The 17,379-nt window shown below is 69.1% G+C and carries 19 protein-coding genes and 1 pseudogene; 9 read left to right on the forward strand and 11 right to left on the reverse strand.

All coding sequences use genetic code 11. The features are described from left to right. Nucleotides 1-87: 87 nt before the first annotated feature. The 4 genes from RJT68_RS17255 to RJT68_RS17270 all read right to left on the reverse strand — a co-directional run bounded on the left by RJT68_RS17255 (nt 88) and on the right by RJT68_RS17270 (nt 4,477). Complete coding sequence (locus tag RJT68_RS17255) at nt 88-1,092, reverse strand: LLM class flavin-dependent oxidoreductase (RefSeq protein ID WP_407037767.1); 1,005 nt, start codon at nt 1,090-1,092, stop codon at nt 88-90. Nucleotides 1,093-1,282: 190 nt separating this feature from the next. Further along, on the reverse strand, nt 1,283-2,125 hold the full coding sequence (locus tag RJT68_RS17260) for a BKACE family enzyme (protein ID WP_407037768.1): 843 nt from the start codon (nt 2,123-2,125) through the stop codon (nt 1,283-1,285). A gap of 1 nt (nt 2,126) precedes the next feature. Beyond that, nucleotides 2,127-2,345 carry a hypothetical protein gene (locus tag RJT68_RS17265; RefSeq protein ID WP_407037769.1) on the reverse strand — a complete coding sequence of 73 codons (219 nt, stop codon included), beginning with the start codon at nt 2,343-2,345 and terminating at the stop codon, nt 2,127-2,129. 512 nt (nt 2,346-2,857) lie between these two features. After that, the gene (locus RJT68_RS17270) at nt 2,858-4,477 is read right to left on the reverse strand and encodes an amidohydrolase (RefSeq protein ID WP_407037770.1); all 1,620 of its coding nucleotides are present in this window, start codon (nt 4,475-4,477) and stop codon (nt 2,858-2,860) included. A 250-nt stretch (nt 4,478-4,727) separates the two neighbouring features. On the opposite strand from RJT68_RS17270, the gene hmgA reads away from it, so the two are divergent. Beyond that, the gene (hmgA, locus tag RJT68_RS17275) at nt 4,728-5,960 is read left to right on the forward strand and encodes a hydroxymethylglutaryl-CoA reductase (NADPH) (RefSeq protein WP_407037771.1); all 1,233 of its coding nucleotides are present in this window, start codon (nt 4,728-4,730) and stop codon (nt 5,958-5,960) included. Nucleotides 5,961-5,973: 13 nt separating this feature from the next. Here hmgA and RJT68_RS17280 read toward each other — a convergent pair whose 3' ends face one another. Then, nucleotides 5,974-6,342 (reverse strand): hypothetical protein, encoded by a 369-nt coding sequence (locus RJT68_RS17280; RefSeq protein ID WP_407037772.1) that lies wholly within the window; start codon nt 6,340-6,342, stop codon nt 5,974-5,976. A 99-nt stretch (nt 6,343-6,441) separates the two neighbouring features. Further along, nucleotides 6,442-6,966, reverse strand: a complete 525-nt coding sequence (locus tag RJT68_RS17285) for a DUF5817 domain-containing protein (protein WP_407037773.1) — start codon at nt 6,964-6,966, stop codon at nt 6,442-6,444. A 152-nt stretch (nt 6,967-7,118) separates the two neighbouring features. Here RJT68_RS17285 and RJT68_RS17290 point away from each other — a divergent pair, with 152 nt between their 5' ends. From RJT68_RS17290 to RJT68_RS21145, 3 genes and pseudogenes are all read left to right on the forward strand, one after another. Further along, the gene (locus RJT68_RS17290) at nt 7,119-7,454 is read left to right on the forward strand and encodes a cupin domain-containing protein (protein WP_407037774.1); all 336 of its coding nucleotides are present in this window, start codon (nt 7,119-7,121) and stop codon (nt 7,452-7,454) included. 58 nt (nt 7,455-7,512) lie between these two features. After that, on the forward strand, nt 7,513-8,253 hold the full coding sequence (locus RJT68_RS17295) for an SDR family NAD(P)-dependent oxidoreductase (RefSeq protein WP_407037775.1): 741 nt from the start codon (nt 7,513-7,515) through the stop codon (nt 8,251-8,253). A gap of 43 nt (nt 8,254-8,296) precedes the next feature. After that, nucleotides 8,297-8,416: pseudogene (locus RJT68_RS21145) on the forward strand (DUF7509 family protein); the annotation flags it as partial. A 21-nt stretch (nt 8,417-8,437) separates the two neighbouring features. On the opposite strand, the gene RJT68_RS17300 reads toward RJT68_RS21145, so the two are convergent. The 3 genes from RJT68_RS17300 to RJT68_RS17310 form a co-directional block, all read right to left on the reverse strand. After that, on the reverse strand, nt 8,438-8,899 hold the full coding sequence (locus RJT68_RS17300) for a GNAT family N-acetyltransferase (RefSeq protein ID WP_407037776.1): 462 nt from the start codon (nt 8,897-8,899) through the stop codon (nt 8,438-8,440). Between the two features lie 170 nt (nt 8,900-9,069). After that, nucleotides 9,070-10,332, reverse strand: a complete 1,263-nt coding sequence (icd, locus tag RJT68_RS17305; RefSeq protein ID WP_407037777.1) for an isocitrate dehydrogenase (NADP(+)) — start codon at nt 10,330-10,332, stop codon at nt 9,070-9,072. A 209-nt stretch (nt 10,333-10,541) separates the two neighbouring features. Next, nucleotides 10,542-10,820, reverse strand: coding sequence for a hypothetical protein (locus RJT68_RS17310; RefSeq protein WP_407037778.1), 279 nt, complete (start codon nt 10,818-10,820; stop codon nt 10,542-10,544). A 172-nt stretch (nt 10,821-10,992) separates the two neighbouring features. Here RJT68_RS17310 and RJT68_RS17315 point away from each other — a divergent pair, with 172 nt between their 5' ends. The 3 genes from RJT68_RS17315 to map all read left to right on the forward strand — a co-directional run bounded on the left by RJT68_RS17315 (nt 10,993) and on the right by map (nt 13,435). Continuing rightward, nucleotides 10,993-11,943: an isoaspartyl peptidase/L-asparaginase gene (locus RJT68_RS17315; RefSeq protein WP_407037779.1), complete on the forward strand. Its 951-nt coding sequence runs from the start codon at nt 10,993-10,995 to the stop codon at nt 11,941-11,943. A 307-nt stretch (nt 11,944-12,250) separates the two neighbouring features. Continuing rightward, on the forward strand, nt 12,251-12,406 hold the full coding sequence (locus tag RJT68_RS17320; RefSeq protein WP_407037780.1) for a hypothetical protein: 156 nt from the start codon (nt 12,251-12,253) through the stop codon (nt 12,404-12,406). Nucleotides 12,407-12,538: 132 nt separating this feature from the next. Beyond that, the gene (gene map, locus RJT68_RS17325; RefSeq protein ID WP_407037781.1) at nt 12,539-13,435 is read left to right on the forward strand and encodes a type II methionyl aminopeptidase; all 897 of its coding nucleotides are present in this window, start codon (nt 12,539-12,541) and stop codon (nt 13,433-13,435) included. A 216-nt stretch (nt 13,436-13,651) separates the two neighbouring features. Here map and RJT68_RS17330 read toward each other — a convergent pair whose 3' ends face one another. Further along, the gene (locus tag RJT68_RS17330; RefSeq protein ID WP_407037782.1) at nt 13,652-13,852 is read right to left on the reverse strand and encodes a DUF7835 family putative zinc beta-ribbon protein; all 201 of its coding nucleotides are present in this window, start codon (nt 13,850-13,852) and stop codon (nt 13,652-13,654) included. A 289-nt stretch (nt 13,853-14,141) separates the two neighbouring features. On the opposite strand from RJT68_RS17330, the gene RJT68_RS17335 reads away from it, so the two are divergent. Next, nucleotides 14,142-14,687: an HIT family protein gene (locus tag RJT68_RS17335; RefSeq protein ID WP_407037783.1), complete on the forward strand. Its 546-nt coding sequence runs from the start codon at nt 14,142-14,144 to the stop codon at nt 14,685-14,687. A gap of 28 nt (nt 14,688-14,715) precedes the next feature. On the opposite strand, the gene RJT68_RS17340 is transcribed toward RJT68_RS17335, so the two are convergent. Continuing rightward, complete coding sequence (locus RJT68_RS17340; RefSeq protein ID WP_407037784.1) at nt 14,716-16,662, reverse strand: SLC13 family permease; 1,947 nt, start codon at nt 16,660-16,662, stop codon at nt 14,716-14,718. A 143-nt stretch (nt 16,663-16,805) separates the two neighbouring features. Here RJT68_RS17340 and RJT68_RS17345 point away from each other — a divergent pair, with 143 nt between their 5' ends. Beyond that, nucleotides 16,806-17,207 (forward strand): cupin domain-containing protein, encoded by a 402-nt coding sequence (locus RJT68_RS17345; RefSeq protein ID WP_407037785.1) that lies wholly within the window; start codon nt 16,806-16,808, stop codon nt 17,205-17,207. The last annotated feature ends 172 nt before the right edge of the window (nt 17,208-17,379 follow it).

The following is a 17,379-nucleotide window of genomic DNA, read 5'->3' on the forward strand; positions in this document are numbered from 1 at the left end:
CACCGGGAGCCGCAAAGTCTGCGGGTTCGGGTCGGGACCGCCCCCGAGGGGGTCGAGCGCGATGGGCAGCCGAAGCCGTCCCTTCCCTCAGTGCGAACCGGGTGCGAGGGCGTCGATCGTCGCCTCGGTGAGCTCCCGCGAGGCCGGCTCCGGGATCACCACGATCGGGTGGTCGATCCCCGCATCCTCGACGAGGGTCTCGAGCCGTTCGCCGGCCTCGTCGGGCGTGCTCGCGACCCCGAGATCGTCGACCATCTCGTCGGTCACCGCGTCGGCGGCCTCGCGCCGGTCGCCGTTCCGCCACGCCTCGGCGATCCGATCGGCCTCGTCGGGGAACCGCGTGGCGACCGCCCGGCGGTACCCCTCGCCGCTTCCCACGTAGTAGGCGACGTGCCCCCTGATGACCTCCCGGGCCTCCTCGGGGTCCTCGCTGACCGCCGAGGGAACGTACGGGGCGATCGTGATCTCGTCGGGGTCGCGGTCGCGCTCTCGAGCCGCCTCCGCGACGACCTCGAAGGCGTCTGCGAGTTCCGAGAACGGGATGTTGTGCGGGATCCAGCCGTCGCAGAGCCGGCCGACGACCCGGCGGTTCGCCGGCCCCAGCCCCGCGTGGTAGATCGGTACCGGCGCGTCGACGGCCGGGAAGTCGGCCACCTCGAGCAGTTCGCCGTCGTACGAAACCCGGTCGCCGGGATCCGTGGAGCGGCCCGTGAACGACCGGATCACCTCGATCGTCTCGTGGGCTCGGCGGACCGGCCGGTCGAAGTCCATCCCGTGGAGGTCTTCGACCGCCTTCGGCGTGCTCGTCCCCAGTCCGAGCGTGAACCGGTCGTCGAAGACGTCCGTGAGCGACGCCGCGGTCATCGCGAGCACGGCGGGCGATCTCGAATAGACGTTCAGGATCGCCGTCCCGATCCGGATATCCTCGGTTCGGCACGCCATCTCGGTCGCCTGGACGACGCCGCTCGCGCCCCAGAGTTCGCCGACCCAGACCGCGTCGTAACCGAGTCCCTCGGCGCGTTCGGCGACCTCGCCGAGGTCCACGTCGCCGAAGGCCGTGACCATCAGTCCCACGTCGGTGTCGAGAGCCATGCCGGTCAGGTGCACGCCCAGCGGGAAAAATCGATTCGTCGTACGAACGGGCTGCCGGTTACGGACCGTCGCTCGAGCGCGGCGGAGTCGTCGGACGGTGCCGATGGGGTCGCATCGGACGATGTCAGTGGGTCACGTCGGACGTGCCTGTAGGGTCGCGTCGGACGGTGTCGGTGAGGCGGGTCGACGGTCAGAGTCCGAGAATCTCCCGCGCCTGCGCGGGCGTCGCGACGGGTCGACCCAGTCGTTCCGCGATTTCGGCCGTCCGCTCGACCAACTGGGCGTTGCTCTCGGCGGGTTCGCCCCGCCGGAAGTAGATGTTGTCCTCGAGTCCGACCCGGACGTGCCCGCCCATCACTACCCCCATCGTCGTCAGCGGGAGCTGGTGCGGGCCGAACCCGAGGGTGTTGAACAGCGCCCCCTCCGGAAGGTTGTCGATCGCGTTCAGCAGATTCCGGGGATGGGGCCGGCTCAGCGTCCCGCCGCCGAAGATGAGCGTCGCGTAGACGGGTTCCTCGAGGTCGCGGCGCTCGAGCAGGCCGTGGACCTCGTTCAGGTGGCCGTCGTTGAACACCTCGAGTTCGGGTTTGATCCCCCGCTCGCGCATCTCCTCGTGGAGGTCGTCGACCATCGCGCGCGGGTTCTCGCTCGTGAGGTGGTCGTACCGGTTGAGCGGCCCCATGTCGAGCGAGGCCATCTCCGGCGCCGGATCGGTTCGAAGCGGCTGGCGGCGCACCTCGAGCGGCGCTCCCGTTCCTCCCGTCGAGTGCTGAATGATTACGTCGTCGGCGTGCGCGCGAACCGCGTCGGTCACCTCCTGGAATCGTTCGGTCGAGAAGGCTCGCTCGCCGTCGTCCCGTCGGGCGTGAAGGTGGACCACGGACGCGCCGGCCTCCTCCGCGGCCGCCGGCGCTCGCCCGATTTCCTCGGGCGTCTCGGGGACGTTCGGGTTCGCCTCCTTCCCGTGCACCCCGCCGGTCAACGCCGCCGTGACGATCACCGGTTCCCCCTCGAGGTAGTCCTCGTAGGCCATCTCAGTCGCCTCCGCTCGAGTCGGCGCTCGTCTCGCCGGCCTCGCCCGCCGCTTCGAGGTAGATCTCGCAGTCCCGATCGTGCGCCAGGTCGTACCGGTCGTTGCAGACGTCGGCCCGCATCGGCTGGACGAACCGCTCGGCCGCCGTGCAGTAGGCTCGAGCCGTATCGAACGACTGCCCGTTCACCGACTCGTGGTACTCGAGGTAGGGACAGGTCATAGACACACATTCGCATATAACCCCAAAATCGTTCGTCTCCCGGCCACTACCGTCCGCCGTCGCGATGACACCCCCACCGACCGCCGCGGGTGGGACTGAAAGGGGCTGGCGTCGTGGACGAACCCCGGCGACGTCCTCGCGAGCGAAGCGAGCGAGGGATCAGCGAGACGCTTCGCGTCTCGCGGAGTAAGCACCGCAGGCGAACGCAGTGAGCCGAGGAGCGTGGTTCGAAAGATCTTCGATCTTTCGTCATCACGAAACGGCTTCGCCGTTTCGAACGACAGCGAGTCGTGGGAGTTCACGGCGCCAGGGGCTTTCGAAGCGTTCACCGATACAGCACCGACTACCATTTCGAAAGCCCCTGGCGTTCTCGATTCGGAGGACTCGCTGCGCTCCTCGGTTCGTTCCTCACCTGCGGTGCTTTCGTCGTCCGCCTTCCCCGAGAACGCCAGCCCCTTTCAGTCCCACCCCGCGGCGGTTTGCACGGCCGTCCGGATCGGGTGGTCTGTCGGTCAATCGTCGGACGAGTACACGATTCGACCGTCGACGATGGTGGTGGAAACGTCGATTTCGTCGATGTGGTCGGGGTAGTCCCACGGGGACTCCTCGGGCACGACGATATCGGCCTTCTTCCCGACCTCGAGGGTGCCCAACCGGTCCTCGTCGAAGCCGGCGAAGGCGGCGCCGTAGGTGTACGCCCGCAGAGCCTCCGTGACGGTCAGCCGCTGGGCCTCGGTCGGGGCGTTGACGGCGTGGTGGACCCCCAACAGCGGGTCGAGGGGCATGCAATCGGAACCGAAGGCGAGGGGGACACCCGCCTCGAGCACCCGCCGGAGGCGGTTTGTCCGCTTCCGGCGCTCCTCCCCCAGCCGCTGGTCGTAGAGGCCCCCCTCCTGGGCCCAGCGGTGGAAGTTGGGTTGCATCGAGGCGACGATCCCGGCCTCGGCCATGCGCGCTATCTGGTCGTCCGTCGCGAGTAGGACGTGCTCGATCCGGTGGCGCGCGGTTTCAGGGTCGGGGGTGGCCTCGAGCGCCGAGAGCGCCCCCTCGATGGCGTCGTCGCCGATGGCGTGGACGCAGACCTGGAAGCCCTCGGCGTCGGCCTGCTCGACGAGGTCGGCGAGGTCGTCGGGGTCGACGACCCACTGCCCGCGGTCGTCGTCCTCCGCTTCTGTTTCGCCCCCGTCGGCGTCCAGGTACGGCTCCGACAGCCGCGCCGTTCGGCTCCCGAAGCTTCCGTCGGAGAACGACTTGATCGCCCCCGTGCGGACGAAGTCGCTCCCCGCGTTCGTCGTCAGGCCCACGTCGACGAGCCCCTCGAGGTGGTCGCTCCAGTAGTCGATCCGCACGCGCAGCGGGAGGTCGCCGTCGGCGGCCATCTCCCGGTAAACCCGCGGGGCGCTCGAGCCCCGGACCTTGTCGTGGACGCCGGTGACCCCCAGCGAGACGGCGTGCTCGGTCGCCGCGGTGAGGATCTCGCGCATCTCGTCGGGCCCGGCCGTGATCGTCTTCCGGACGGTCTCGGCGGCGTCCTCGACGGCTACACCGGTCGGGTTACCGTCGCGGTCGCGCAGGAGGTCCGATCCGGGGAGGTCGTCGGCGAGGCGCTCGAGCGCGACCGAGTTCAACGAAGCGGTGTGCAGATCGACCCGCATCGCGACGACCGGCCGCTCCTCGCTCACCCGGTCGAGGTCCTCGCGGCGCAGGCGGCGGGACTCGCCCGTTCGGTCGCCCCCGCCCTCGTCGCCGTCCCGCTCGCTCTCGCCGCCGCCCCACTCGCTCTCGTCGTACCCGAAGCCGAGGATCCACTCGCGGTCGGGCTCGTCCTCCGCGTGTCGTGCGAGCAGGTCGACGCACTCCCCGAGGTTCCCCGCGCTCGAGAGGTTCGCGTGGACCAGGTGCTGGCCGAGTTGCTCCACGTGCGTGTGGGCGTCGATGAACCCCGGCAGTATCACCCGTCCCTCGCAGTCGATCACCCCGGTCTCGACGCCCGCGAGGAACTCGATCTCCCTCGTTCGTCCGACGGCGACGATCTCGCCGTCGCGCACCGCGAGCGCCTCGTGGACCTCGTCCGGTTCCGTCATCGCGTGGACCTCCCCGTCGACGAGCAGGAGGTCGGCCGCCGCTGTCATACTCGAGTGAGCGCGGCCGGGGGGCAAAACCGTTGGGTCCGATCGCTCACTGTCCGCGCCGATCGTGCGTCGCCGTATCGCGAGGATCTGCGGCCCGGCGCCCGCGGCGGGAGAACACCGGGCCCGGCTCGAAGAGCCCGGTGCGCGTCCCTGCAAGGCGGTCTCGAGCAGGATACCCGTCGATCGCGGGCATCCGGCGCGGTGAGCGTCAACAGCAACCCTTAGCACCCGCGGCTGCGACCCAGTGCACATGACCGATGCTGACCCGGAAACCCTCGCGGAGCGGGTTCGCGAGGGCGAGCTTCGATTTCACGAACTCGAGGAGCGCGCAGATCACGACACCGCCGCCGCGGCCCGACGGCTGGTCGTCGAGGCGGAGACCGGCGCGGACCTCGAGACGATCGGCGACTACGCGTTCCCGGCCGAGGCCGCCGAACCGAACGTCGAGAACATGATCGGCGCCGCCCAGATCCCGATGGGCGTGGCGGGCCCCGTCACCGTCGACGGCGGGGCGGCCGACGGCGAGTACTACCTCCCGCTCGCGACCACGGAGGGCGCCCTGCTGGCCTCCGTCAACCGCGGCCTCTCGGTGATCGACGCCGCCGGCGGTTCGACCGCCCGGGTGACGAAGAACGGGATGACTCGAGCCCCCGTGTTCCGGGTCGACGGCGTGGCAGAAGCCGCCGAGACCGTCGAGTGGGTCGAGGAGAACTTCGAGGCGCTGGCCGAGGCGGCGGAATCGACCACGAACCACGGCGAGTTGCTGGGAATCGAGCCCTACGTCGTCGGCGACTCCGTCTTCCTCCGGTTCGCCTACGACACCAAGGACGCGATGGGGATGAACATGGCCACCATCGCCACCGAAAAGGCCTGCGAGGTCGTCGAAGCCGAAACCCCGGCCTCGCTCGTCGCCCTCTCCGGGAACCTCTGTTCCGATAAGAAACCCGCCGCCGTCAACGCCGTCGAGGGCCGCGGGCGCTCGGTCACGGCGGACGTGGTGATCCCCGGCGAACTCGTCGAGGAGCGCCTCCACACCACCGCGAAGGCCATCGCGGAGGCCAACACCCGCAAGAACCTGATCGGCAGCGCCAAGGCGGGCAGCCTGGGATTCAACGCCCACGCCGCGAACGTCGTCGGCGCAGCCTTCCTCGCCACCGGCCAGGACGAGGCCCAGGTCGTCGAGGGCGCCAACACCATCACCACGATGGACGCCCGCGAGCGCGAAGACGGCACGACCGACCTCTACGCCTCCGTCTCGTTGGCCTCCCTCGAGGTGGGCACCGTCGGCGGCGGGACGAAACTCCCCACCCAGGCCGAGGCGCTCGAGATCATCGGCCTCCGCGGCGGCGGCGACCCGGCCGGCTCGAACGCCGACGCGCTGGCGGAAGTGATCGCCACGGGCGCGCTGGCCGGCGAACTCTCCCTGCTCGCGGCGCTGGCCTCGAGACACCTGGCGAGCGCTCACGAGGAACTGGGGCGGTAACGAGTCGGAGGGGTCAGGCGTCGACGCCGGCGGCCGCCGCCTCGGCTTCGCGGTGGAGACGACGGACGACGAGCGCGATGTACGCGCCCGAGAGGAACAACAGGAGGAGTCCGATCGCAACCCGCTGGAGGCTCTCTCCCAGGAGGACGAACAGCAGGCCGGCCCCGGCGCCGCCGTGGCCCCACGCGAGGTTGTACTGGCCGATCCAGGCGTGCAGCGCCGCGACGACGACGAACGTCCCGGCGAAGATCACCGTCGCGACGTCCACGGCGGCGACGCCGGCGATCTCGGTGCTGACGAACGTGCCGTACAGTAGCACCGCCATCGCGGCGAGCGTGCCGAGGCCGATGACCTCGCCCTGCAGGTCGACCGTTTCGGTCATAGCGCACGTTCCCCGTCCGCGACGTTAGTCGTGGCGGTCCGTCTCGCGGGAGGATCGAGACTGCCGAACGGCCGCCCGGCGGCGAACGACGCGTACCCGTCAGAGTCGCCGGTACTCGCCGCCGCTCTCGCTCACCTCGCCGCGCCTCGAGAGCTTCTCGAGTGCCTTCGTGGCGTACTCGGCGGAGACGCCGCGGTCGGCCGCGTAGGCGACGACGTCCTCCTCGGTCGGCGAGTCGAGTTCGCGGAGGGCGCGCTCGACGACGTCCTTCTTACTGCCGTCGCGAACCGGGCCGCGGGGGTCGCGCTCGCCCGTCGCCTCGAGTTCGGCGGCGTCGAGCCCGGCGGCCGCGACGTACTCCTCGTCGGAGATGACTCCGCCGTCGACGCGCGTCTCGAGTTCCGCGAACGAGTCGAGTTCGGCGAACGCCTCGCCGTGGCCCTGCCGGTTCGCGAGCATCGACGCGCGAACCTCGCGGGCGTGGTCCGGATCGTCGGTTTCGACGAACTTCTTTCGCTTCTCGTAGGGGCGGCGCGTCCCGCAGCGGGGACACTGCGTCGTTTCGGAGCGCCCCTCGATGAGCCAAAGGTGGGAGCACTCGCTGCAGCCGACGACGGCGTACATACGAGGACGTGATGGCCCCGTCCGGTTTAAGCTTCTCCTAGCGGAGTGAAAGTGAACGATCGGCCGGCGGCGGCGACTCCGAGCGACACTGGCGGCGGGCGAGGCGGAGGTCGAATACAACAGCTAAGGGACCCCGGGGCGTCGTGGCCGGTATGGAACGCGTTTCACTCGAGGAGACGGAATCGTCGGAAGCGGCCGAGGGCGTCCGCCTCGCGCTGCTGGCCGGGAGCGAGTCGATAAACGTCCAGCACTTCGCGATCGAACCCGGCGCGGTCGTCGAGGAGCACAGCCACCCGAACGAGCAGACCGGCTACATCTACGAGGGCGACCTGACGTTCCTCGTCGACGGAGAAGAGATCGTCTGCGGTCCGGGAGACTCGTACGCGATTCCGGGCGACCAGCCCCACGCCGCGGAGAACAGGGGGGACGAGACGGTCCGCGGCGTCGACATCTTCAGCCCGCCGCGGGAGAATCCGAGCTGGAAGTGACGCCCGGCTGACCCGGATACCGGGTGGAGTTTACGTTATCGACGGCGTACGACCGGTGATGACAGTCATCGTCACCGGCGCGAGTCGAGGGATCGGGCGCGCGACCGCCGAGCGATTGGCGGCCGACCGCGACGTGGTCGTCAACTACCGACGCGACGCGGACGCGGCGAACGAGACCGTCGAGCGGATCGAAGCCGACGAGGACGCGGGTTCTGCGACCGCGATTCGGGCCGACGTCTCCGACTCCGACGAGGCCACGCGGCTGGTCGAGGAGGCCCGCGACGCGTTCGGGCCCGTCGAGGTCGTCGTCAACAACGCCGGCATCGTTCGCCCGGCCGCGCTCGAGGATCTCGAGCCCGAGACGTTCCTCGAGGTCCTCGAGACGAACCTCGCGGGCGCCTTTTCCGTGACCCGAGGGGCGGCCGACGATCTGCGAGAGACCGCCGGGGACGTCGTGATGGTCTCGAGTATCGGCGGCACGGCCGGCACCGTCGACGCCTCCTACGCGGCCAGCAAGTCGGGGCTCCACGGCCTCACGCGCGCCCTCGCGAGGGAACTGGGCGACGACGGCGTGCAGGTGAACGCGGTCGCCCCCGGTCCCGTCGAGACGGAGATGAACGAGGTCATCGTCGACTACCTCGAGTCGGTCGACTTCCGCGGCCACGAGGGGATCGACACCCACCTGCCGCAGTACGCCTGCGACCCCGACGACGTGGCCCACTCAGTCGAGTACCTGGTCGAGAACCCGTACGTGCAGGGGGAGATCCTCTGCGTCAACGGCGGGATGCAGTTCCGCTGACGCGATTTCTCGCGGGCGAACTCGAGGCGGTCGTCGAGGCAACCTGCGTGTTCGCTATCGCCGTCGTAAGGCCAGGGTGTACGCCTACGAGGATCGGAACGACCTCGAGCGACAGTGCCGGCTGTTCGTTCGCGATCTGATCCGAAGGGAGCGGACCGGGGAACTGCCCCGGTTGAATGAGGGCTCACCGAAGGAGTTTCCGCATCTCGACGTGCGGAATGCCCGCCTCATCGAACTCGTCGCCCACCCGTTCGTAGCCCAGACCGCGGTAGAACCCGGCCGCTCGGGTCTGAGAGTGAAGTTTGAGTTCCTCGAGACCCCGATCCCGGGCGCGTCGCTCGACGGCGCCCATCAGCGCGCGGCCGACGCCCGCCTCCCGGCGGGGCTCGAGGACCGCGACGCGTTCGACCTTCCCGACGCCCGGTTCGTACTTCCGGAGTCGCGCCGCCCCGATCGGTTCCCCGCCGTCGGAGGCGACGAAGTGGTCCGACTCGTCCTCGTACTCGTCGTACTCGATCTCCTCGTCGACGCCCTGTTCCTCGACGAACACCCTCCGTCGGACCGCGAACGCGTCCTCGCGGTCGCGATCGGTGGTCGCGACGCGAACCTCGACGTCGACCTCGATCGCATCCTCGTCCGGTTCCATCGAGGCGGGCTACGGACGCCGACACCGAGAGGGTTACGAGTCGTTCGCGGCGAACGAGCGCGGAAACCGAACGAGACGGACGGAACTTAGCAAAGGAAAGAAAACGCGAGAACCGCGCTACGAGAGGGACTCGATCTTCTCGCGGCGCAGCCGCGAGAGCGCGAAAGCCTCTACGAGAGGCTTTCGATGTTCTCGACGACCGCTTCGGCGAACTCGCTGGTCGCGAGCTTCTCGGCGTCCTCGAGCTGGCGCTCCAGGTCGTAGGTGACCTTGCCCGAGGAGATCGTCTCCTCGACGGCGTCGACGACGAGGTCCGCGGCGTCGTCCCAGCCGAGGTACTCGAGCATGATGCGGCCCGAGAGGATCATGGCGGTCGGGTTGACCTTGTCCTGGCCCTCGTACTTTGGCGCGGAGCCGTGGACGGGTTCGGCGAGACAGCGGCCGTCGCCGAAGTTGGCGCCGGGCGCGATGCCGAGGCCGCCGATCTGGGCGCCGCAGGCGTCGGAGAGGTAGTCGCCGTTCAGGTTCATCGTCGCGATGACGTCGTACTGGTCGGTGCGGGTGAGGATCTGCTGGAGCATGTTGTCCGCGATGCGGTCGTTGACGACCACGGCGTCCTCCGGCGGTTCGCCGTCGCGCTCCTCCCAGAGGGTGTCCTCGGTGATGACCTCGTCGCCGTACTCCTCCTCGGCGACCTCGTAGCCCCAGTCGCGGAAGGCGCCCTCGGTGTACTTCATGATGTTCCCCTTGTGGACGAGCGTGACCGAGTCGCGGTCGTGCTCCAGGGCGTAGTCGATGGCGCGGCGGACGAGGCGCTTGGTCCCGAACTCGGTGATCGGCTTGACGCCGATGCCGACGGGGCCGTCGTGGATGACGCCGGTCTCGCCCATCTCCTCCTCGACGAACTCCTTGACCTGCTGGACTTCGTCGGTGCCCGCCTCCCACTCGATGCCCGCGTAGACGTCCTCGGTGTTCTCGCGGAAGGTGACCATGTCCATCTGCCCGGGCTCCTTGACGGGCGACGGGACGCCGTCCAGGTGATAGGTGGGTCGGACGTTCGCGTAGAGGTCGAGCAGCTTTCGCAGGCCGACGTTGAGCGAGCGGAAGCCGGCGCCGACGGGCGTCGTCAGCGGGCCCTTGATCGCGACGCGGTGTTCCTTGATCGCCTCGACGGTCTCCTCGGGCAGGTTCTCGTCGTACTTCTCGCGCGCGGACTCGCCGGCGTAGACGCGCATCCAGTTGATCTCGCGGCCGGTCGCCTCCGCGGCCGCCTCGAGGACCGTCTGGGCGGCGGGGCCGACGTCCTTGCCGACGCCGTCGCCGTAGATAATCGGGATGATCGGGTTGTCGGGAACCTCGAGTTCCGTCTCGGATCCCTCTTTTAGCGTGATCTTCTCCCCGTCGTCCGGGACCTCGATCTTGTCGTAGCTCATCTCGTCTGTACGGTTCGTAGACGGGGGTAAAAGGGCTACCATTTTCTTCCGGATTATTCTCGAAGAACCCTCCATTTGCGGGACGGTGCGGGGACCGGAGGAGTCGCCCGGTCGACGATTCCGGATCGAACCGCCGAATTCGACGGCACGTTCGCACCGCGCTCGATCACGCCATCACGCCGTCTCACGTGGCGTCGCGACGGAGCGCGTCACGGCGCGTCGACCGAGACCTCGTCCCAGTGGCGCCACATCACCGCCAGTCCGGCGCCGATCGAGAGTGCACCGCAGACGGCGAGTACCGTGTGGGCGAGGGAGCCGAGCCACGCCGCGTCGAGCGAGGCCCACCACCACGTCCAGAGCGTGACGCCGACCACGACGGCCGTCGAACCGACGTCGGCGCGCGTCCGATCGACCGATCGAGCCAGGCGCACGGCGTCGGCCAGGGCCAACGCCGTGCAGAAGGCGGTGACGAACGCGATCGGGGTCATCTCGCCGTCGGTAATCGCGCGGGCGGCGTAAGTGTGTGGGATTTCCGCGCCGCGGCCGTCGGGGGCGTGCTTCGGCGGGGGCGGCGCGCCGTCGAAACGAACTCGAGACGAGAAGGGTCGGGGGAGCGAGAACGACCGTGAGAGTTACGACCGTCTCGACCCCACCCAGCCCATGCGCGTACTCGTACACGGTGGCGCCGGGAGCCGTCCCGACGACCCCGAGGGGCGACGGTCGGTCCTCGTCGACGCCGCCGACGCAGGCTCGCGGGAGGAGGTACCCCTCGACGCCGTCGAAACGGCGATCAACCGACTCGAGGCCGACCCGCGGTTCAACGCCGGGGTCGGAAGCGCCGTCCAGAGCGACGGCGTGATCCGCACGGACGCGGGGATCATGACCGACGACCGGCGGGTCGGCGCCGCCTGCTCCATGGCGGGCGTCGAACGGGCCGTCAGCGTCGCGCGGGCGGTGCTCGAGGAGACGCCCCACGTCCTCGTCGCCGGCGACCGCGCCGTCGCCCTCGCCGAGGCGGTCGGCGTCGAGACCGACGTCGACTGCTGGACCGAGCGCACTCGAGAGCGGTGGGACGCCATCGACGCACCCGACCCAGCAGCGACGGCCGACCAACTCGAGTGGGTCCGTGAGCGGTTCGGGCGCACGGATCCCGACGGTCGCGACTCGGACGGGGTAACGGACCGAGACCACGACACCGTCGGCGCGGTCGCCTTCGACGGTCGTCGATTCGCGGCCGCGACGTCCACCGGCGGCCGCTGGGGGGCTCTCGCGGGCCGCGTCGGGGACGTCCCGCAGGTGGGGTCCGGGTTCTACTGCTCGCCCGCGTGTGCGGTGAGTACGACCGGCGCCGGAGAGGACATCGCCCGCACGACCCTCGCCCGCCGAACCGCCTCCCACGTCGAACGGGGGCTCGACGCCGGGGCGGCCGCGGACCTCGCGATAGAGGAGTTCGCCGAACTCACGGGCTCGAGCGCGGGCGTCATCGTCGTCGACGCGGACGGTCGCTACGGCTCGGCGTTCAACAGCGACGCGATGCAGACCGCCGCGGCCTCGAGAACGGGTGCGAGAAATCGGGACGTCCGGGACGATCGGTCCACCCCGCCAAGGTAGTCGGCGTCCCGGACGGTGCGTACGAGCGGGTTCGCGTGGTCCGTGCGCTCGGCGTCGTGGCGTCTCTCACGCCGATCGTCGGTACGGTCGAGCCCCACATAATCGGTGTCGGTCGTTTCATCGGTTTCACCGCCTTCACACGGCTTTACCGATCGGTTCAGTGCGATTCTCGCGATCTCTCGCCGGATTTCCGCCGTCGGGGCCCGACCGTCGACGCGGCGACCGACACGGCGGCACCCGAACGCGCCCGGGTATCGACGATCGTCGTCACGTAGTTTTATTATCGTCGTATTCGTCAGCTCGAACCATGTTCCAACCCCCACAGTACGCCGCCCGACGGTGCGTCGAGTGCGAGGAGACGCTGTCGAACGTGCAGGGGCTCGCCGCCTGTCCGGCCTGCGGCGCGATCGTCGACGGCACGAGCGACCCCGTCGACCGTCGCGATCGAACCACCGCGGAGTGAGAAATCGGACCGTCGGCGTTCCGCTTCGACGGGTCGGGGTCTCGGCCGACCGGGCGCGGAGCGAGCCCTCGAGTTCGTCCGCCGATCGGTCGGAGCGGAACCTCTTTTTGCCGACCGATACAACCCCGTGGCATGGCCGAAACCGAGGTCGACCTCGAGGGAGAACAGTACGAGAAACACCGCGAGGCGGGTGAGATCCTCGCGCAAGTGCGCGAGGAGGCCGCCGAACGCGTCGAGGTCGGCGTCAGCCACCTCGAGGTGGCCGAGTATGCCGAGGAGCGGATCCGCGAACTCGGCGGGCGGCCGGCGTTCCCGGTCAACATCTCCGTCGACGAGGAGGCCGCCCACGCCACGCCGGGCATCGACGACGAGACGACCTTCGGCGAGGAGATGATCAACCTCGACATCGGCGTCCACGTCGACGGCTGGCTGGCCGACACCGCGATCACGGTCGACCTCTCGGGGAATCCCGAACTCGCCGAAGCGCCCGCGGAGGCGCTCGAGGCCGCCATCGACGTCATCGAGCCCGGAATCGACACCGGCGAGATCGGCGCCGAGATCGAGGACGTGATCGACGGCCACGGCTTCAACCCCGTCGTCAACCTCACCGGACACGGCCTCGGCCACTGGGAGCAACACACCAGCCCCAACATCCCCAACCGGGCCGTCTCGCAGGGGACGACCCTCGAGGTCGGCGACGTGGTCGCGATCGAACCGTTCGCGACCGACGGCGGCGGGAAGGTCTCCGAGGGCGGAAAAGAGGAGATCTTCTCCCTCCAGCGCGAGGGGAACGTCCGCAACCGACAGGCCCGCGAGGCCCTGAACCAGATCACCGAGGAGTTCCGCACGCTCCCCTTCGCGACGCGCTGGCTCGAGACCGACCGGGCGAAGATGGCGGTTCGCCGGCTGAAGCGCGACGGCATCCTCCACGGCTACCCCGTGCTCAAGGAGGACGACGGCTGTCTCGTCAGCCAGAAAGAGCACACGATCATCGTGACCGAAGACGGCTGCGAGGTCACGACCGACTGACCGGACGGCACCCGGTCCTGTCGACTCGATCGGTTTGATGAGGTCTCGACGCCCGTGTTCGTTCGATTTCTCTCGGCGGTTCGATCTCGGTTCTCGAGGCGCCGCACGCGCTCGTCGCGGGCGCGGAAGCGACCGCCGAGACGGTGTCTCGACGGCCAAAAACGGTTATGAAGTGGGGGTGTGGCAGGCGGGGGGTACCGCCCTCGTGTCGCCGGTTCAGGCGTTGTTCATCCGCTGGCTGGAACGGTGTCCGCAGCGCTGACACTCCGTCACGCGGTAGGGTTCGCGCGAGAACTGCGCGTTCTCCTTCTTCAGGCTCTCGGTTCGGATCTGGACGGTCACCTCGTGGAGGGTGTCGAATTCGCACTCCTCGCAGAATTCGGTCATTCCGTTGAATGAGTTGTCTGTCGTTGCCATTAATCGGTGCTTGCAACAGAAAGCTCATAAAGGCCCGCTTCATTACGAATTCTGAGTCGTGAAAACCGCAAGACTGCGGCGACTTCGATGAAATAGGGGACGAGATCGTTCTAGACGGTTCAGTGAACGATTTAATGCGTTATTACCTCGGGTACAGTAGATTCCCGGCGGCGTCGGCCTCGAATTATCGGTCGCATCGAACAGCGCGAACGCGCACCGGGGATGAACGCGGTCGGGGCGAGCGAGCGATTCCGAGCGGTTCTATAGGCCGGCTCGAGTGGGGACGCGTATGGAGCAGGTGTTCGCACCGTGGCGGATCGAGTGGATCAGGCGCGAGGAGAAGAACCCCGACGTCGACGAGTGCGTCTTCTGCGAACTCCCCGAGCGGGACGACGACCGGGAGAACCTGATCGTCGCCCGCAGCGAGCGCGCGTTCGTCATGCTGAACAACTACCCGTACAATCCCGGCCACGCGATGGTGATCCCCCGGGCCCACACCGGCGACTACGCGGACCTCGGGGACGATGATCTCCTCGACCACGCCCGACTGAAACGGCGGACGTTCCGCGCGCTCGAGGAGGCCATGGAGCCCGACGGCTTCAACGCGGGACTCAACCTCGGCGAGGGCGCCGGCGGTTCGATCGGCGACCACCTCCACACGCACGTCGTCCCCCGGTGGGGAGGCGACACCAACTTCATGCCCGTCCTGAGCGACACGTCCGTCATCGTCGAGGCGCTCGAGGAGACCTACGACCGCGTGCACGCCGCCTTCGCCGGCCAGGAGGGGGCGACGGTTCCCGACGAGGGGACCGCCGTTTTCCTCGAGTGGGAGTGATCGTCGAGCGTCGTCGACGGTCGCCCGGTCAGGGCGGCCAGAAGTGGACGATGCAGAGCGTCGTGACGACGGCGAGCAGCGCCTGCAGTGGCGCGCCGACGCGCGCGAAGTCGGAGAAGCGGTAGCCGCCCGGGCCGTACACCATCAGGTTAGTCTGGTACCCGACGGGCGTCAACAGGGCCGCGCTGGCAGCGAAGGTCACGGCCATCACGAACGGGAACGGATCCGCCCCGACGCGCGTCGCGACGTCCATCGCGACCGGAATCAGGAGGATGACGGCCGCGTTGTTCGAGACCACGTTCGTGAGGATCGCCGTGACGACGTAGAACAGGCCGACGACGGCGACGACCGGGAGCACCTCCGCGCTCACGACGAGCGAGCCCGCGAGGTACTCCGCCGCGCCCGTCTCGTCCATCGCGACGCCGAGCGGAATCACGCCCGCCAGCAGGAAGACGACGTCCCAGCTGACCGCGCCGTAGGCCTCGTCCGGGGCGAGCACGCCCGCCACGATCATCGCCACGACGCCCCCGAGCGCCGCGACGTGGATCGCCAGCAGGTCGAGCGCCGCCAGCCCCACGACCCCGGCGACGATGCCGATCGCCACCGGGATCTTCGACCGCTCGTACTCCTCGATCCGGCGCTCGTTGACGACCAGCGTCCGCTCGTGTTCCGCGGTCAGCCGCTCGAGCGCCCGGTCGCTCGCCTGGACGAGCAGCGCGTCGCCCGGCCGCAACCGGATTTCGCGCATCCGCCGCCGGACGACGCTGTCCCCGCGCCGGATCGCGACGACCGTGACGTCGAACCGGCGACGGATGCCGGCGGATTCGATGGTTTGCCCGATCAGCGGCGACCCGCGCAGGAGGACGAGTTCGACGAGCGACGAGCGGTCGTCCGCGGGGACGGACTCGAGGTCGGTCTCGCCCCCGTTAGCCGCCGCGCCGGCTGAAAGGGGGTCCGTCTCGGAAGCGGGTTCGGAGCCGACCACCGGTCGATCGGACGCAGCGCCCGCCTCCATCTCGGGGTCCAGGTCCGACGCCGGGAGCACGTCGAGGTAATCGGCCTCGAGGAGGTCAGCCAGCGCGTCGCGGTCGGCCCGGACGGCGAGGACGTCACCGGCGCGAACGCGCTCGCGGCCCAGCGCGCGCGTGATCGAACGCCTCCCCCGCACGAGTTCGTAGACGTCGAACTCGACGTCGTCGTCCCGGCGGAGTTCCCGGATCGTCCGGCCGACGAGCGGCGACCCCTCGCGGACGACCACGTCGGTGAGGTACTCGGCGACGCCGAACTCCGCGGCGATGTCGTCGTCGGCCGGGATCCGCGCCGGCGTGAGGTACCGACCGACGGTGAGGAGGTAGAGGCAGCCGACGACGAGCACCACGACGCCGAGTCCGGTGAACTCGAACATGCCGAAGCGCTCCCCTCCGAGGGCGGCGTAGACGTCGCTCGCGAGGATGTTGCTCGAGGTGCCGACGAGCGTGAGCGTGCCGCCGAGCATCGAGGCGAACGAGAGAGGGATGAGCAGCTTCGATGGCGAGGTGTTCGCCCGCCGGGCCAGGTCGCGGACGACGGGGAGCATGATCGCGACGACCGGGGTGTTGTTGACGAAACCCGCCGTCGGGCCGGCGATTCCCAGCGTCGCCGCGAGCGTTCGGGACTCGCTGCCGGCGGTGTACTCCCCGACGCGGTCGCTCAGGAGCTGGATCACGCCCGTCCGGCGGACGCCCTCGCTGAGCATGAACATCGCGAGCACCGTGATCGTCGCCGGGCTCGCGAAGCCCGAGACGCCGTCCTCCGGACTCACGCCGGTCCAGTCGCCCAGGACGACGAGCGTCACGAGCAGCCCGATGGCGGTGACGTCGACCGGAACCGGTTCGGTGACGAACAGGACGAGCGTCACCGCGACGAGCGCGAAGACGACGAGCACCTCGAGGTCGGGAACCGCCGTCGTTCCGGCGATGAACGGACCGAACTGCACGCCTTCGGGTTCTCAAGACCTCGATAAAAACGTTGGGACACCGGAGCGACCGCCCCGCCCGCACGCGCCCGAACTCCCCGAGCACCAGCAACGAGTGCCACTCACCCGCACGCTTTAGTCGGACCTCGTCGTGTCCTCCCACCATGGAGTACGAGGTCGTTCACGCCGACGACGTACCGCTGACGGACCTCTCCGAGAACGACGAGATCCCGCCGGACCTGACCGTCGGAGCCCTCGACGAGGTCCTCGAGATCGACGACGTCAGGCTGAAGCTCTGGTACTTCGAGCCGGGGGAGGAGATCGGGTACCACGCCCACAACGAGCAGGAGGAGATCTTCTACGTCCTCGAGGGGGAGTTCTCCCTGAAACTGGGCCGGTCGGGCGAGGAGGAGTACGTCGAGGCCGGTCCGGGAACGTTCTGGATCGCGAAGCCGGAGGTCGGCCACGGCCACCGGAACGTCGGCGACGAGCGGGGCGTCGTGCTGGCGATCGGCGCCCCCGCGGTCGAGGATCCGGGACTGGATCCGCACTCGCTCGAGGACTGATCCCCCGCCCTCCGCCGCGGTCCGTTCCGCGTCGCCGGCGTCGATCGGAAACGCGTTCTCGACGTCGATCGGAGATGTATCGCGAACGTCGACCTGAGACGCGCTCGAACGGCCGTCGAGTGTGGCCTCGAGCCGTCGTTCGGGGATACGAGCACTCTCGTGCACCACGCTT

The organism is Halovalidus salilacus (assembly GCF_031852275.1).
Classification (GTDB): domain Archaea; phylum Halobacteriota; class Halobacteria; order Halobacteriales; family Natrialbaceae; genus Halovalidus; species Halovalidus salilacus.

Bases quoted from the DNA above. Each gene is read 5' to 3' on its own strand.
- RJT68_RS17255 (WP_407037767.1), bottom strand. From the start codon at position 1,092: ATGGCTCTCGACACCGACGTGGGACTGATGGTCACGGCCTTCGGCGAC.
- RJT68_RS17260 (WP_407037768.1), bottom strand. From the start codon at position 2,125: ATGGCCTACGAGGACTACCTCGAGGGGGAACCGGTGATCGTCACGGCG.
- RJT68_RS17265 (WP_407037769.1), bottom strand. From the start codon at position 2,345: ATGACCTGTCCCTACCTCGAGTACCACGAGTCGGTGAACGGGCAGTCG.
- RJT68_RS17270 (WP_407037770.1), bottom strand. From the start codon at position 4,477: ATGACAGCGGCGGCCGACCTCCTGCTCGTCGACGGGGAGGTCCACGCG.
- hmgA (WP_407037771.1), top strand. From the start codon at position 4,728: ATGACCGATGCTGACCCGGAAACCCTCGCGGAGCGGGTTCGCGAGGGC.
- RJT68_RS17280 (WP_407037772.1), bottom strand. From the start codon at position 6,342: ATGACCGAAACGGTCGACCTGCAGGGCGAGGTCATCGGCCTCGGCACG.
- RJT68_RS17285 (WP_407037773.1), bottom strand. From the start codon at position 6,966: ATGTACGCCGTCGTCGGCTGCAGCGAGTGCTCCCACCTTTGGCTCATC.
- RJT68_RS17290 (WP_407037774.1), top strand. From the start codon at position 7,119: ATGGAACGCGTTTCACTCGAGGAGACGGAATCGTCGGAAGCGGCCGAG.
- RJT68_RS17295 (WP_407037775.1), top strand. From the start codon at position 7,513: ATGACAGTCATCGTCACCGGCGCGAGTCGAGGGATCGGGCGCGCGACC.
- RJT68_RS17300 (WP_407037776.1), bottom strand. From the start codon at position 8,899: ATGGAACCGGACGAGGATGCGATCGAGGTCGACGTCGAGGTTCGCGTC.
- icd (WP_407037777.1), bottom strand. From the start codon at position 10,332: ATGAGCTACGACAAGATCGAGGTCCCGGACGACGGGGAGAAGATCACG.
- RJT68_RS17310 (WP_407037778.1), bottom strand. From the start codon at position 10,820: ATGACCCCGATCGCGTTCGTCACCGCCTTCTGCACGGCGTTGGCCCTG.
- RJT68_RS17315 (WP_407037779.1), top strand. From the start codon at position 10,993: ATGCGCGTACTCGTACACGGTGGCGCCGGGAGCCGTCCCGACGACCCC.
- RJT68_RS17320 (WP_407037780.1), top strand. From the start codon at position 12,251: ATGTTCCAACCCCCACAGTACGCCGCCCGACGGTGCGTCGAGTGCGAG.
- map (WP_407037781.1), top strand. From the start codon at position 12,539: ATGGCCGAAACCGAGGTCGACCTCGAGGGAGAACAGTACGAGAAACAC.
- RJT68_RS17330 (WP_407037782.1), bottom strand. From the start codon at position 13,852: ATGGCAACGACAGACAACTCATTCAACGGAATGACCGAATTCTGCGAG.
- RJT68_RS17335 (WP_407037783.1), top strand. From the start codon at position 14,142: ATGGAGCAGGTGTTCGCACCGTGGCGGATCGAGTGGATCAGGCGCGAG.
- RJT68_RS17345 (WP_407037785.1), top strand. From the start codon at position 16,806: ATGGAGTACGAGGTCGTTCACGCCGACGACGTACCGCTGACGGACCTC.